This window comes from Pseudarthrobacter sp. MOO13 (assembly GCF_058267655.1).
Genome location: NZ_CM177848.1, coordinates 4,134,100 through 4,148,813, shown reverse-complemented (window position 1 = coordinate 4,148,813; position 14,714 = coordinate 4,134,100). Strand labels below are relative to the sequence as shown.

Genomic DNA, 14,714 nt, shown 5'->3' with positions numbered 1-14,714 from the left:
GTTATCGTGCTGGCACTCTCTAGTCTGCGGAAACAACAATGTGGCGTCCGGAGCCTTCACCCTCGGACTCACTGACCAATCCGAGGTCAGCCACGGCGTCGTGCACGATCTTGCGCTCGTAGGCACTCATCGGCTCAAGGGCAACCGGCTTACCGGTCTCCTTGACGGATGCTGCGGCATCTTCGGCGATCTTCTGCAGGTGGCCGGTACGTTCCTGGCGGTAGCCATTGATGTCCAGCACAAGCCGTGAACGGTTCTCCGTAGCGGAGAGTACGGCCAGCCGGGTGAGCTCCTGGAGAGCCTCCAGCACCTCGCCGTCTTCTCCTACCAGGCCTTCGAGGCCCTCGGTTTCTTCCTCCGCGACGATGGAGATGTAGGTGCGGCCGTTGCGGACCTCGATGTCGATGTCGCCGTCGATGTCGGCGATGTCCAGCAGTTCCTCCAGGTAGTCTGCGGCGACGTCGCCCTCTTCCTCGAGGCGGCTGGCCGCAGAGGCCTTAGCGGGGGACTCGTCCTGGTCTGCAATCTCTTCGGAAAGGACGTGCTCGGTGCTCTCGGCTGACATTACTTCTTCTTCCTGTTCTTACGCTGGGGCTGGACGCGCTGTCCCTTGGCTTCCACGGCGGCAGCCGCGGCGGCGTCGGCTGCCTTATCCCGCTTGCCGGTGAGGACGGAAAGGGCCGGCAGGCCCTTGGCTGCGCGGCGTTCGGCGAGGGCCTTGGCAGCGGGGGATCCCGGCGTCGGCATGCGGCGGATCACGAAGAACTGCTGTCCCATGGTCCAGAGGTTGGTGGTGGTCCAGTAGATCAGAACGCCGATGGGGAAGTTGATGCCACCCACGCCGAAGACTACCGGCAGGATGTAAAGCATCATCTTCTGCTGCCGCATGAATGGGCTGGCCATGGCTTCTTCAGACATGTTCTTGGCCATGATCTGCTTCTGGGTGATGAACTGGGACGCCGTCATGGCCAGGATCATCACGATCGAGAGCACCACCACGGCTGTGTTCCCGGCACCGCCGTGCAGCAGGGCGGCGGACAGCGGCGCGCCGAAGATGCTGGAGGCATCGAACTCCACTACCTGTTCGTGGCTCATCGCACCAATGCCGGCTCCTTGGTCTTTCGCCTGGGAAATGCCCGAAAGCACCTGGAACAGTGCGAAGAAGAAGGGCATCTGGATCAGCATGGGAAGGCAGGCGGAGAACGGGTTGGTGCCGTGCTTCTTGTACATGGCCATCTGTTCCTGGGCCATGGCCTGGCGGGACAGCTGGTCCGTCTTGCCCTTGTACTTGTCTTGCAGCTTCTTCAGGTCGGGCTGGAGCAGCTGCATGCCGCGCTGCGCCTTGATCTGCTTGACGAATACGGGGATCAGGGCGGCACGGATCACCAGCACCAGTCCGATGATGGACAGAGTCCAGGTCCAGCCGTTTGCGGCGGGCATGCCAATGGCGCTCAAGCCATCGTGGAATCCAATCATGATGATGGAAACCAGCCACTTGAACGGGGCCATGATTGTTCCAAAGAAGTCCATACTTATCCCTATTCGTCAGGCCGCACTGCGGCCTTCTTCATCAGTCCGAGCAACCAGGTACCGGTCCGGATTGTTCAGCACAACAATTGTGGGGGTTCGGCCCGCAGGCCATTCCCGGCCGCCGGCGGGGACGTGGTCCACTCCGCCGGCATTCCATGGGTGGCAGTGGCCAAGGCGCCTGACTGCGAGCCAGCTTCCCTTCACAGCGCCGTGTACGGTGACCGCTTCAAGGGCATAGGCCGAGCATGAAGGGAAGAATCGGCAGACGGGGCCGTACAAGGGAGAAACCACCTTGCGGTAGGCCATCAGCAAGAGAATGAGGATGTTCCGGGGCAGGTTCCAGAGGAACTTTGCGACGGCGGCGGTCACGTTCCGGATGCGGGCGACGGCGGCAGTGGTGCTAGGCACGCGTTGTCCCCTCCCGTGTTGTACCGGCCGAACCTTTGGCGGCAGGCCGTGGTGGCCGTCCGGCCAGCCGGTTCTGCGTTGTTTCCAGTGCTGCGTTGTAATCCGCCAGCAGTTGATCCCAACTGGCAGACGCGGAGGCGGGCAGTGCCCGCACCACGATGGCGAGTCCAGTTGCGTGTTCACTCAGTGAGGCGGCAGCCGCTTCCCTCAGTCTCCTCTTAACGAGGTTCCTGACCACGGCGTTCCCTACACTCTTGGAAACAATGAACCCGATCCGGCTGGGTTCGTCGGCAGCGATGGCTGCCGCATATAACACTACGTTCCGGCGTCCATTGCGGACACCGGAACGTACGGTTATTGAAAAATCGGTTGCAGTCCTCAGGCGGTTGCGGGCGGCCAGCACCTTAAACTCGCAAAGGGATGTCTACCGACAAGTCAGTTATTTAGGCCGAAAGCTCGGTGCGGCCCTTGCCACGACGGGCTGCCAGGATGGCGCGGCCGGCACGGGTACGCATACGAAGGCGGAAGCCGTGCTTCTTGGCTCGACGGCGGTTATTCGGCTGAAAAGTCCGCTTGCTCACGTTAGTTACTCCAGTGGATCAAAGGTGCGCCCACCCGATCAATATGGGGAAGAACTGGCCGACGCTAAGTTTTGTATATGCACGCTTCCCCCGGCTGTCCAAGCGCACTGCGCCTGGAAGTTCAGATGGGGCCAAAAAGCGGACACAAAGGACTTCACAACGTTAGGGCAATTCGAGGCCCCGAGTCAAACCGCGAGGGCCCTGCGGTGCTATCCCCAGCTGTGCCTAAGTATCCCAACAGGCTGTGGATGAAGTGGCTCACAGGGGCCTCCAAGGAACCACAACCGTGTAATTATCCACAGCCGGATAGCCAGCTATCTTCTAGGCTTTTGATCCCCTAGAGTGTCCCAGTAGCCGATTATCCACGGACTGTGCATAACCCTGTGGATTAAGTTGGGCCAGCAGCCTGGTTCCGGACTTGGGCTGCAGGCAATGCAGGCATAGCAAGTTTTGAGGGAACCGATTGATGACAGTAGACGAAGCCAACCACGCCAATACTGTCGGAAGTTCCTGGCGCCGGGTTGTCAGCCTGCTGGAACAGGACCACCGTGTTTCACCGCGCCAGCGGGGTTTCGTCATCCTCGCCCAGGCCCAAGGCCTGATCGGCTCCACCCTCCTGGTGGCCGTCCCCAACGAGCTCACCCGCGAAGTGCTCCAGACCCAGGTCAAGGACGCCCTGGACGATGCTCTGCACAATGTCTTCTCCGAGGACATTCGCTGCGCCATCGACGTCGACACCGATCTGGTGCCCATCCACGAAGAGCCCGAACCCGTCGTCGAGCCTGCGTTCGCACCGGACCAGCTGATCGAACAAAAGCCGCAGCCCATGCTGCCCAGCACGTCGCATGAATTCGGCCGGCTGAACCCCAAGTACGTCTTCGACACGTTCGTCATTGGTTCCTCCAACCGATTTGCCCACGCAGCCGCCGTCGCCGTTGCCGAGGCACCCGCCAAGGCCTACAACCCGCTGTTCATCTACGGCGACTCCGGCCTCGGCAAAACGCACCTCCTGCACGCCATCGGGCACTACGCCCGCCGGCTCTACAGCGGGATCCGGGTCCGGTACGTCAACTCCGAAGAATTCACCAACGACTTCATCAACTCCATCCGGGACGACGAAGGCGCCAGCTTCAAAACCACGTACCGCAACGTGGACGTCCTGCTGATCGATGACATCCAGTTCCTGGCCGGCAAGGACCGCACGCTGGAGGAGTTCTTCCACACGTTCAATTCGCTGCACAACAACAACAAACAGGTGGTCATCACCTCGGACCAGCCGCCCAAGCTGCTCGCCGGGTTCGAAGACCGGATGAAGTCGCGGTTCGAATGGGGACTGCTGACAGACATCCAGCCGCCGGAACTCGAAACGCGCATCGCAATTTTGCGGAAAAAGGCGCTCAGCGAGGGACTGTCGGCACCTGATGACGCCCTGGAGTACATCGCGTCGAAGATTTCCAGCAACATCCGCGAGCTTGAGGGCGCCCTGATCCGCGTCACCGCCTTCGCCAGCCTCAACCGGCAGCCGGTGGATGTTGCGCTTGCGGAAATGGTCCTCAAGGACCTGATCACTGACGACGGTGCGCAGGAAATCACGTCAGCGCAGATCCTCCAGCAGACCGCTGACTACTTCAAGCTCAGCATGGAAGAGCTCTGCAGCAAGTCCCGCACCCGGACCCTTGTCACCGCCCGCCAGATCGCCATGTACCTCTGCCGGGAACTGACGGACATGTCGCTCCCCAAGATCGGCCAGGAACTCGGCGGCCGCGACCACACCACAGTGATCCATGCCGACCGCAAGATCCGTGAGCTGATGGCCGAACGCCGCGTGATTTACAACCAGGTGACGGAACTGACCAACCGGATCAAGCAGCAGCAGCGCGACTCCTGAATCCACACCGGGCCACGCACTCTATACCTTATTAACAGGGGCATGTGGATAAGCCTGTGGATACTTAAGGGGACAAGCGCGCTTAATGGGCTTAAAACCCTTAAGCCGTCTGTGGATCATCAAAAATGGCTCTTTGGGTTGTCCCCATCCACACCCTGTTTAAAACCCAGGTAACGCACAGTCCGTGAACAGGGCTTAACCCCGGAAACGTGGGCCAGGATCGGGTTATCCACAGTTTCCACAGCAGTTATTAACACTACGAATCCCAAAAAATTGAATTCCCTCAAACAACAAGATCCATCGGCACCTCCACCGGGCGGGCCCTCCGGCCCCTGGAAGGGCCGGGCCGGGTGCTTGGGGATGGGTTAATCGCGGTTCTTCCGGCTAAGCTGTCAGCAGCGCTCCCATCCCTGGGTTTTGTGTGGTTTCCGTCTGCACGGACCATGCACCGGCCGCGGCGCGCACAACATCTTCCGGAGTTTCACTGCGAAGTTCCCGGGTTTACATGGCAGCAGCAATGAAAGGCGGCACCCTTCCGTGAAGTTCAGAGTCGATCGGGACGTCCTGGCCGAAGCCGTCACCTGGACAGCCCGCTCGTTGTCTCCGCGGCCGCCGGTCCCCGTCCTTTCCGGCCTGCTCCTGAAGGCCGAAGCGGGAACAGTCAGCCTCTCGAGCTTTGACTACGAAACATCCGCACGGCTGGAAATCGCCGCCGATATCAGGGACGAAGGAACCATCCTGGTTTCCGGCCGGCTGCTTGCGGACATCTGCCGCAGCCTCCCTTCGGCCCCGGTGGACGTTGAAACCGACGGCAACAAGGTCACACTCACCTGCCGTCGAAGCAGCTTCCACCTGGCCACCATGCCGGAAGCCGAGTACCCGCCGCTGCCTGCCCTTCCTGCCATCAGCGGCACCGTTCCCGGCGACGCTTTCGCGCAAGCTGTTTCCCAGGTGATCATCGCAGCCAGCAAGGACGACACCTTGCCCATCCTCACGGGCGTGCGGATGGAAATCGAGGATGACCTGATCACCCTCCTTGCCACCGACCGGTACAGGCTGGCCATGCGCGAAGTGCCGTGGAAGCCTGTGACTCCGGGAATCTCCACGAGCGCGCTGGTGAAGGCCAAAACCCTCAACGAAGTGGCCAAAACCCTCGGCAACAGCGGCGACATCAACCTTGCCCTCTCCGACGATGACAGCCGGCTGATCGGATTCGAAAGCGGCGGCCGCACCACTACGTCCCTGCTGGTGGATGGCGATTACCCGAAGATCCGGTCCCTGTTCCCGGAATCCACACCGATCCATGCCACGGTGCAAACCCAAGAGCTGGTGGAAGCCGTCCGCCGCGTCTCACTTGTCGCCGAACGCAACACTCCGGTCCGCCTGGCATTCAGCAGCGGACTGCTCAACCTTGATGCCGGGACCGGCGAGGACGCCCAGGCGTCGGAGGAGCTTGAAGCGCAGCTGTCCGGCGAGGACATCACGGTGGCCTTCAACCCGCACTACCTGATTGAGGGCCTCAGTGTCATCGAGACGAAATTCGTCCGGTTCTCGTTCACCACGGCACCCAAGCCCGCCATGATCACGGCGCAGGCAGATGCCGACGGCGAAGACCAGGATGATTACCGCTACCTGGTGATGCCTGTCCGCCTGCCCAACTAGTCCCCACCGCCGCCTTGCCTCGCAAGCTCGGCCAGGGAACCCGGGCGGCGTGGGTCCACCCATCGGCTCCCAGCCTTCACACACCAGCGCAGAAAAGAGTCTCACCGTGCACATTGGACTGATTGGCCTCGGCAAAATGGGTTTCAACATGCGTGAACGCCTGCGCAAGGGCGGCGTGGAGGTCACCGGCTACGACCGGAATCCCGATGTCACGGATGCCGCAAGCGTCGAAGACCTGATCGCCGCCGTCCCGGCGCCGAGGGTCATCTGGGTCATGGTCCCGGCCGGCCCCGTGACAGACGCCGTCATCACCGAATTGGCCGGCAAACTCGAGCCCGGCGACCTTGTGATCGACGGTGGAAACTCGCGGTTCACTGAAGACCAGAAACATGGTGAGGTGCTTGCCGCCAAGGGCATCCGGTTCGCCGACTGCGGGGTGTCCGGCGGGGTTTGGGGCCTGCAGAACGGCTACGGCCTGATGGCAGGCGGTGACGCCGGCGACATTGAACGCGCCATGCCGGTTTTTGATGCCCTGCGGCCTGAGGGCGACAGGGCTGACAGCTTTGTCCACGTTGGCGGAATCGGCGCCGGCCACTACGCCAAGATGGTCCACAACGGGATCGAATACGGCCTGATGCAGGCGTACGCCGAAGGGTACGAACTGCTTGCCGCGAAGGACATCGTCACGGACCTGCCGGGCACGTTCCGCGCCTGGCAAAAGGGAACCGTGGTCCGTTCCTGGCTGCTGGACCTCATGGTCAAAGCCTTGGATGAAGATCCAGGCCTGGAGTCCATCGACGACTACGTGGAGGATTCGGGTGAGGGCCGCTGGACAGTTGAAGAGGCCATCGCCAATGCGGTTCCGGCCCCGGCCATCACGGCCGCCCTGTTTGCCCGTTTTGCTTCCCGGGAGGACACGTCCCCCGCGATGAAGATGGTTTCTGCGCTGCGCCACCAGTTCGGTGGCCATGCAACCCGTCCCGCCAAGTAGCATCCACCAGGAGCCGCCACCGGTTCCAGAATTGCCGACCACCGCGTGTATCTTGAACATCTTTCCCTGACGGACTTCCGCAGCTACGCCCAGGTTGACCTCAGCCTCGGCCCGGGCGTTACCGTCCTGGTGGGGTACAACGGCATCGGCAAAACCAATCTGATGGAGGCCATCGGCTACCTGGCCACGCTCAGCTCCCACCGGGTCAGTTCCGATGGCCCCTTGCTCCGGTTCGGCACGGAGCGCGCCTTGGTCCGGGCCCGTTTGGTCCGCGGAGAGCAGACCACGGTGCTGGAGCTGGAAATCAATGCCGGCCGGGCCAACCGCGGCCGGATCAATCGCAGCAACCCGGTCCGTGCCCGCGACCTGCTGGGCATCTGCCAGACCGTCCTGTTCGCTCCCGAGGACCTGGCATTGGTCAAGGGGGATCCCGCCAACCGCCGGCGCTTCCTGGACGAACTGCTCGCCAGCCTCATTCCGCATCATGCAGCCACCCGCAGCGATTACGACCGCGTCCTGAAGCAACGCAACGCCCTGCTGAAATCAGCGCGGGCCGGACGGTTCACGACTGCCCATGAAGCCACCCTGGATGTTTGGGACCAGCACATGGCCCGTGCCGGAGCACAGCTGCTGCACGCACGGCTGGAACTGGTGGAACGGCTCCGCCCGCACCTCGCCCGCGCCTACGCCGAGCTGACGGATGCTTCCAAGCCCGCCGATGCCCTGTACCGTTCGACCCTCCAGAACCAGATGGACGACGACGGCGTCCCGGCCGCACATGCCCAGCGCACCACGGCCGGGGCTTCGTCCGCCGCGCAGGAGGACCTGCGCTTGCTCAGTGTCGAACAGCTGACGGAGCGCTACATCCAGGCTTTCGCGGAATCACGGAAGAAAGAACTGGAACGTGGCATCTCGCTCGTCGGCCCGCACCGCGACGAGCTGGAGCTCATCCTCGGACAGGCACCCGCGAAGGGATATGCCTCGCACGGGGAGACCTGGTCCATGTGCCTCTCCCTGCGGTTGGCGTCGTACTACGTCATGCTCGATGACGCCCGCACCGGCGGGTCCGCCCCCATCCTCATCCTGGACGACGTCTTTGCCGAACTCGATGTCCAGCGGCGGCGTAAACTGGCGGCTATAGTCTCCGGCGCGGAACAGGTCCTGGTGACCGCCGCCGTCGACGCCGATATTCCGGAAGAGCTGTCCGGACGGCGGGTGAAGGTCATCCCGGGAGGAATCGATGAGCAGTGACGAGGATGCCGGGCTGCAGCCCGGCCGCGAACCTGACCACATCGATGCCCCGCAAGCAGCACTGAACAGGATGCGGGAGGCGGCTGCCGCCCGCGGCGAAGTCCGCAGGAAGGCGCCCCGGCCCGGTTCGCAAAAAGCCAAGGGCAGTATCCGTGACACCCGGGGCTTCAGCCAGTTTCATGCCACCGGCCGGGACCCGCTCGGCCTGGGCAAAGTGGTTGGGCGGCTGGTTGCAGAACGCGGCTGGACCTCCCCGGTAGCGGTGGGTTCCGTCATGGCGGAGTGGGCCACCTTGGTGGGCCCGGAGATTTCAGCCCACTGCACACCCGAAAGCTTCACCGACACCACCCTGCACGTTCGGTGTGACTCCACGGCCTGGGCCACCCAGCTCAGGCTGCTGAGCACCAGCTTGCTGGAGAAATTCCGCCGGGAACTGGGCGACGGCGTGGTCACCAGGATCCAGGTCCTCGGCCCCACAGCGCCCAGCTGGCGCAAGGGTGGACGCAGTGTCAACGGGCGTGGTCCGCGGGACACCTACGGATAGCCGGGCCGCAGGTCTTGAAACTTCGCCCAAAGGCGTATAGAGGCCGGTAAGGGCCGCGGCGTGTATGGGCACCCGGAGGGCGTACCACCGGGCCGTCCTAGGCGGGGCCAAGAGCCTCGCACAGGCACATTCACCGTCCGCCCACGGCCTTGGAATGCGAGGATCTGGGCGTGTTCGCGGTAGAATTGACCGAGATAACTGGGCGCGGATGAAACGTTGACTTCAGTCCGTTCTCCGCGCGCGTCCCGCACGCAGAGCGCGGATCACCGACCGTCATCGAGTCACCGGCGCCATAAGTTTGTGCCTGTTGGCGGGTCACTTTTCCCTGCGAAAAGAAATCAGCCGGCCATCATCGAGAACAGAGGAGTCGCAGCGCCTGTGGCTAACGACAATACAGATATTCTGGCAGCAGATACAGCGGTCGAGGATGGCCGTACCCCTGACACCCCGGCTGCGTCTACCAGCCCAAGGGAGTACGGTGCCAGCGACATCACTGTCCTTGAAGGCCTCGAAGCTGTCCGCAAGCGCCCGGGCATGTATATCGGTTCCACGGGTCCCCGAGGACTCCACCACCTGGTCTATGAGGTGGTGGACAACTCCGTGGATGAGGCACTCGCCGGTTACTGCAGCCATATCGAAGTGGTCCTGCAGGCCGACGGCGGCGTCAAAGTTGTCGACGACGGCCGCGGAATCCCGGTGGACATGCACCCCACCGAGCACAAGCCCACCGTCGAGGTGGTAATGACCATCCTGCACGCCGGCGGCAAGTTCGGTGGCGGCGGCTACGCGGTCTCCGGCGGCCTGCACGGTGTGGGCATTTCCGTGGTCAACGCCCTCTCCAGCAGGGTGGACACCGAGGTACGGCGCCAGGGCCACGTCTGGCGGATGTCCTTCGCCGACGGAGGCAAGCCGCAGGGCAGCCTGGTCCAGGGTGAAGAGACCGATGCCACCGGCACCACCCAGACCTTCTATCCGGACCCGGCGATCTTTGAAACCACCGAGTTTGACTTCGAGACCCTCCGCGCCCGTTTCCAGCAGATGGCCTTCCTCAACAAGGGCCTGCGCATAACGTTGACGGATGAGCGTGCCGCCGAAGGTGATGAAGCCGACGGCGACCTCGACCTTGACGACCTCAGCACCGACGGTGAGATCAGCGCCGAACACCGAACCGTGGTGTACCAGTACGACGAAGGCCTGCTGGACTACGTCAAGCACCTGAACTCGGGCAAGAAGGTGGAGGTGGTCCACGAGGACGTCATCGCCTTCGAAACCGAGGACACCGAACGCCGGATTGCCCTGGAAATGGCGATGCAGTGGACCAGTGCCTACTCCGAGAGCGTGCACACCTACGCCAACACCATCAACACCCACGAGGGCGGCACCCACGAAGAAGGCTTCCGTGCCGCACTGACGTCCCTGATAAACCGGTACGCCCGGGAAAAGGGCATCATCAAGGAAAAGGACGACAACCTCACGGGCGACGACATCCGCGAGGGCCTCACCGCCGTCATTTCCGTCAAGCTGGCGGAGCCCCAGTTCGAAGGCCAGACCAAGACGAAGCTGGGCAACTCCGAGGTCAAGGGATTCGTCCAGCGCGTGGTCACCGACGGCCTGGGTGACTGGCTGGAGCGCAACCCCGGTCCCGCCCGTGACGTCATCCGCAAGGCCATTTCGGCGGCCCAGGCACGCATGGCCGCGCGGAAGGCCCGCGACAACGCCCGGCGCAAGAGCCCGCTGGAATCGTTCGGCATGCCGGGCAAGCTTTCCGACTGCTCCTCCAAGGACCCGGAAAAGTGCGAGGTCTACATCGTGGAGGGCGACTCCGCCGGCGGTTCCGCCAAGCGCGGCCGCAACCCCGAAACACAGGCCATCCTGCCCCTGCGCGGCAAGATCCTGAACGTGGAACGTGCCCGCCTGGACAAGGCCCTGGGCAACGCGGAGGTCCAGTCCATGATCACCGCGTTCGGCACCGGGATTGGCGAGGACTTCGACCTCGCCAAACTTCGGTACCACAAAATCGTCCTCATGGCTGATGCCGACGTGGACGGCCAGCACATCACCACCTTGCTGATGACCTTGCTGTTCCGCTACATGCGTCCCCTGATCGAGAACGGCTACGTCTACCTGGCGCAACCGCCGCTGTACCGGATCAAATGGTCCAACGCGCCGCACGACTACGTGTACAGCGACCGCGAACGCGACGCCAAACTGGTGGCTGGCCAAGCGGCTGGACGCCGCATCCCGAAGGACAACGGCATCCAGCGCTACAAGGGCCTGGGCGAGATGGACTACACCGAACTCTGGGATACCACCATGGACCCTGACCACCGCACCCTGCTGCAGGTGACCATGGATGACGCCCTCGCCGCCGACCAGATCTTCTCCGTCCTCATGGGCGAAGACGTGGAGTCACGGCGCAACTTCATTCAGCAGAACGCCAAGGACGTCAGGTTCCTGGACATCTAAGGACCCGCTCCAAAGTATTCGGAACCAGACATATACCTGAAACGGAAAATAAAGAATGAGCGACGAAACCCCCGAGATTCCCGCCCCCGAGGCCGGAGAACCGGACACCGTTCTTGAAGGCGACGTGCTGATCGACCGCGTTGAACAGGTGGACCTGCAGACGGAAATGCAGCGTTCCTACCTGGACTACGCCATGGCCGTCATCGTAGGGCGCGCCCTCCCGGACGTCCGCGACGGCCTCAAGCCCGTCCACCGCCGCGTGCTCTACGCGATGTTCGACGGCGGATACCGCCCCGACCGTTCCTTCAACAAGTGCGCCCGCGTGGTGGGCGAAGTCATGGGCCAGTACCACCCGCATGGCGACACTGCCATCTACGATGCCCTGGTCCGGTTGATCCAGGACTGGACCATGCGCTATCCGCTGGCGCTCGGGCAGGGGAACTTCGGTTCACCAGGCAACGACGGTGCCGCCGCACCCCGGTACACCGAGACCAAAATGGCGCCCCTGGCCATGGAAATGGTCCGCGACATCGACGAGGAAACCGTCGATTTCCAGGACAACTACGACGGCAAGAACCAGGAACCCACCATCCTGCCCGCCAGGTTCCCCAACCTGCTGGTGAACGGATCCTCCGGCATTGCGGTCGGCATGGCCACCAACATCCCGCCGCACAACCTGCGGGAAGTGGCGGACGGGGTCCAGTGGTACCTGGCCAACCCCGGCGCCACCCGCGAGCAACTCCTCGAAGAACTGCTGCTGCGGGTCAAGGGCCCGGATTTCCCCACGGGTGCCACCATCCTGGGACACAAGGGCATCGAAGACGCCTACCGGACCGGCCGCGGTTCCGTCACCATGCGTGCAGTGGTCGCGGTGGAGGAACTCCAGGGACGCACCTGCCTGGTGGTCACGGAACTGCCGTACCAGGCCAACCCTGACAACCTGGCCATCAAGATCGCCGAATTGGTCAAGGACGGCAAAATCTCCGGCATCGCGGACCTCCGCGATGAAACCTCCGGCCGCACCGGCCAGCGCCTGGTGATCGTGTTGAAGCGCGACGCCGTACCCAAGGTGGTGCTGAACAACCTCTACAAGCACACCGAGCTGCAGAGCAACTTCTCCGCCAACATGCTGGCCATCGTTGACGGCGTGCCCCGGACACTCAGCCTGGACGCCTTCATCCGGCACTGGGTGACGCACCAAATGGACGTCATTGCACGCCGAACCCGGTACCGCTTGCGCAAGGCCGAGGAGGAAGCCCATATCCTCCGCGCCCTGCTGAAGGCACTGGATATGCTCGACGAAGTCATCGCCCTGATTCGCGCCTCGAACACCACCGAAGCCGCACGCGACGGGTTGATGGAACTTCTTGATATCGACGAGCTGCAGGCCCGCGCCATCCTGGACATGCAGCTGCGCCGCCTCGCCGCCCTGGAACGCCAGAAGATCCAGGACCGGCACACCGAGCTCGAGGCCCTGATCGCCGAATACAACGCGATCCTGGCCTCCGAACAGCGCCAGCGCGAGATCATCAGCGTCGAGCTGGCCGAAATCGTGGACAAGCACGGCGACGACCGCCGCACCAAGATCCTCATGGGCTTCGATGGCGATATGTCCATGGAAGACCTGATCCCCGAAGAGGAAATGGTGGTCACCATCACCCGCGGCGGCTACGTCAAGCGCACGCGCAGTGACAACTACCGCTCACAACAGCGCGGCGGCAAAGGCATCAAGGGTGCCCAGCTTCGCGGCGACGACGTCGTGGAACACTTCTTCGTCACCACAACGCACCACTGGCTGCTCTTCTTCACCAACCTCGGCCGTGTATACCGTGCCAAGGCGTACGAGCTCATGGAAGCGGGCCGGGACGCCAAGGGCCAGCACGTTGCCAACCTGCTCGCATTCCAGCCTGATGAACACATTGCCCAGGTGCTGGACCTGAAGGACTACCAGCAGGCGCCGTACCTGGTGCTCGCCACCAAGCGGGGCCTGGTGAAGAAGACCAGGCTCGAGGACTACGACACCAACCGTTCCGCCGGCGTCATTGCGATCAACCTGCGCGACGGCGACGAACTGGTGTCGGCGCAGCTCGTCTCGGAAACAGACGACCTCTTCCTGGTCTCCCGCATGGGCCAGTCCATCCGCTTCACCGCTACGGACGACGCCCTGCGACCCATGGGCCGGGCAACCTCCGGCGTTACCGGGATGAAGTTCCGCGAGGACGACGAACTGCTGGCCGCCGATGTGGTGACTGACGGCTCGTTCGTCTTCATCGTGACGGAAGGCGGGTACGCCAAGCGCACGGCGGTGGAGGAATACCGCCTCCAGGGCCGTGGCGGTCTCGGCATCAAGGTAGGCAAATACCAGGAAGAACGCGGCCACCTCGTGGGAGCCCTCATCGTCCAGGAAGAGGATGAAGTCCTGGTGGTCATGGAGGGCGGCAAGGTGGTCCGGTCCTCCGTGGCCGGTGTTCCGGCCAAGGGTCGTGACACGATGGGCGTCATCTTCGCCAAGCCGGACAAGAATGACCGGATTATCGAGGTGGCGCGTAACAGCGAACGGGGCCTCGAGGACGATGAATCCGCTGAGGATGACGTAACGTTGGCTGAAGATGGCGGTCCCGCTGGGGATTCCGCCGAGCCAGCAATGGCAGAAGAATCACCGGCCGTTGAGTCAGAGGACGCCTCGGGCGACGCTGAGCCGAACGAAGACAACACGGAGGTAACGAGTGAGTAATTCCGACTCATTTCCCAAGCCGAACAGCACTGTTCCTGACGGGAACCGGCCTTCAGCGGCGCCCCGCGTGAACGCCCCCGTCCGTCCGCAGCAGCGACCGGCAGCGGCCGCAGGTGCCCCGGGCCAGCGTCCCGCGGTTCCGGGCCAGCGCGCGCAGCAGGGCGACCGCCCCGCGCAGCCCGGCCAGCGGCCCTTCCAGGGTCAGCCGGGCCAGCGCCCTGCAGCCTCCGGCCAGCGGCCGGCCCAGGGACAGGGTAATCCCGGCCTGGTGAAGCCCGCGCCGAAAGCAAAGGTACGGCGGGCCCGGCTGCTGATCAGCAAGGTGGACCCCTGGTCCGTACTGAAGATGGCATTCCTGCTCTCGGTGGCACTTGGCATTGTCACCGTGGTGGCAGCAATCGTCTTGTGGACGGTGCTGGACCTGACCGGAATCTTCGACCAGGTGGACAGCCTGCTGGGAACGCTCGCCGGCTCCGAAAGCGGCGGCTTCGAACTGAAGAAGGTGGCATCGCTGGGGCAGGTGGCCTCATTCGCCACCATCATCGCTGTGGTCAACGTTGTCCTGCTGACGGCGCTGTCCATGCTCTCCGCCGTCCTCTACAACATTTCCGCCACGCTGGTGGGTGGAATCGGCGTCACCTTGACGGACGATTAAGAAC

Annotated in this window: 13 protein-coding genes; 8 read left to right on the top strand and 5 right to left on the bottom strand. The window is 63.2% G+C overall.

Annotated features, from left to right (window positions below; all coding sequences use genetic code 11):
- Positions 1 to 19 precede the first annotated feature (19 nt).
- Genes AC4EEO_RS19055 through rpmH form a run of 5 tightly spaced genes read right to left on the bottom strand, consistent with a single transcriptional unit; the run spans position 20 to position 2,519 of the window.
- Complete coding sequence (locus AC4EEO_RS19055; protein ID WP_109044848.1) at positions 20 to 565, bottom strand: Jag family protein; 546 nt, start codon at positions 563 to 565, stop codon at positions 20 to 22.
- A complete protein-coding gene (yidC, locus tag AC4EEO_RS19050) occupies positions 565 to 1,530 on the bottom strand; it encodes a membrane protein insertase YidC (RefSeq protein WP_491339500.1) in 966 nt (321 codons plus the stop codon). The genes AC4EEO_RS19055 and yidC overlap by 1 nt, the downstream gene beginning before the upstream one ends.
- Before the next feature lie 15 nt (positions 1,531 to 1,545).
- Positions 1,546 to 1,938 carry a membrane protein insertion efficiency factor YidD gene (gene yidD / locus AC4EEO_RS19045; protein WP_018762815.1) on the bottom strand — a complete coding sequence of 131 codons (393 nt, stop codon included), beginning with the start codon at positions 1,936 to 1,938 and terminating at the stop codon, positions 1,546 to 1,548.
- Positions 1,931 to 2,341: a ribonuclease P protein component gene (gene rnpA / locus AC4EEO_RS19040; protein ID WP_081624186.1), complete on the bottom strand. Its 411-nt coding sequence runs from the start codon at positions 2,339 to 2,341 to the stop codon at positions 1,931 to 1,933. The genes yidD and rnpA overlap by 8 nt, the downstream gene beginning before the upstream one ends.
- Positions 2,342 to 2,381: 40 nt before the next feature.
- Positions 2,382 to 2,519, bottom strand: a complete 138-nt coding sequence (rpmH, locus tag AC4EEO_RS19035; protein WP_003800212.1) for a 50S ribosomal protein L34 — start codon at positions 2,517 to 2,519, stop codon at positions 2,382 to 2,384.
- A gap of 466 nt (positions 2,520 to 2,985) precedes the next feature.
- Here rpmH and dnaA point away from each other — a divergent pair, with 466 nt between their 5' ends.
- From dnaA to AC4EEO_RS18995, 8 genes are all read left to right on the top strand, one after another.
- Positions 2,986 to 4,407: a chromosomal replication initiator protein DnaA gene (gene dnaA, locus AC4EEO_RS19030; protein WP_018762814.1), complete on the top strand. Its 1,422-nt coding sequence runs from the start codon at positions 2,986 to 2,988 to the stop codon at positions 4,405 to 4,407.
- Between the two features lie 537 nt (positions 4,408 to 4,944).
- Positions 4,945 to 6,069 carry a DNA polymerase III subunit beta gene (gene dnaN / locus AC4EEO_RS19025; RefSeq protein ID WP_018762813.1) on the top strand — a complete coding sequence of 375 codons (1,125 nt, stop codon included), beginning with the start codon at positions 4,945 to 4,947 and terminating at the stop codon, positions 6,067 to 6,069.
- Between the two features lie 106 nt (positions 6,070 to 6,175).
- Entirely contained in the window at positions 6,176 to 7,060 is an 885-nt protein-coding gene (gene gnd, locus AC4EEO_RS19020) for a phosphogluconate dehydrogenase (NAD(+)-dependent, decarboxylating) (protein WP_018762812.1), read from the top strand.
- Positions 7,061 to 7,105: 45 nt separating this feature from the next.
- Positions 7,106 to 8,311, top strand: coding sequence for a DNA replication/repair protein RecF (gene recF / locus AC4EEO_RS19015; RefSeq protein WP_018762811.1), 1,206 nt, complete (start codon positions 7,106 to 7,108; stop codon positions 8,309 to 8,311).
- Positions 8,301 to 8,855 carry a DciA family protein gene (locus AC4EEO_RS19010; protein ID WP_018762810.1) on the top strand — a complete coding sequence of 185 codons (555 nt, stop codon included), beginning with the start codon at positions 8,301 to 8,303 and terminating at the stop codon, positions 8,853 to 8,855. Before recF ends, AC4EEO_RS19010 begins: the two co-directional genes overlap by 11 nt.
- Positions 8,856 to 9,233: 378 nt before the next feature.
- Positions 9,234 to 11,321: a DNA topoisomerase (ATP-hydrolyzing) subunit B gene (gene gyrB, locus AC4EEO_RS19005; RefSeq protein ID WP_026264879.1), complete on the top strand. Its 2,088-nt coding sequence runs from the start codon at positions 9,234 to 9,236 to the stop codon at positions 11,319 to 11,321.
- A gap of 55 nt (positions 11,322 to 11,376) precedes the next feature.
- Positions 11,377 to 14,055 carry a DNA gyrase subunit A gene (gene gyrA, locus AC4EEO_RS19000; RefSeq protein ID WP_491339499.1) on the top strand — a complete coding sequence of 893 codons (2,679 nt, stop codon included), beginning with the start codon at positions 11,377 to 11,379 and terminating at the stop codon, positions 14,053 to 14,055.
- A complete protein-coding gene (locus AC4EEO_RS18995; RefSeq protein ID WP_491328967.1) occupies positions 14,048 to 14,710 on the top strand; it encodes a DUF3566 domain-containing protein in 663 nt (220 codons plus the stop codon). Before gyrA ends, AC4EEO_RS18995 begins: the two co-directional genes overlap by 8 nt.
- Positions 14,711 to 14,714 lie beyond the last annotated feature (4 nt).

Excerpts from the sequence above, each read along its gene's own strand:
- AC4EEO_RS19055 (WP_109044848.1), bottom strand. The coding sequence starts at position 565 with ATGTCAGCCGAGAGCACCGAGCACGTCCTTTCCGAAGAGATTGCAGAC.
- yidC (WP_491339500.1), bottom strand. The coding sequence starts at position 1,530 with ATGGACTTCTTTGGAACAATCATGGCCCCGTTCAAGTGGCTGGTTTCC.
- dnaA (WP_018762814.1), top strand. The coding sequence starts at position 2,986 with ATGACAGTAGACGAAGCCAACCACGCCAATACTGTCGGAAGTTCCTGG.
- AC4EEO_RS19010 (WP_018762810.1), top strand. The coding sequence starts at position 8,301 with ATGAGCAGTGACGAGGATGCCGGGCTGCAGCCCGGCCGCGAACCTGAC.
- gyrA (WP_491339499.1), top strand. The coding sequence starts at position 11,377 with ATGAGCGACGAAACCCCCGAGATTCCCGCCCCCGAGGCCGGAGAACCG.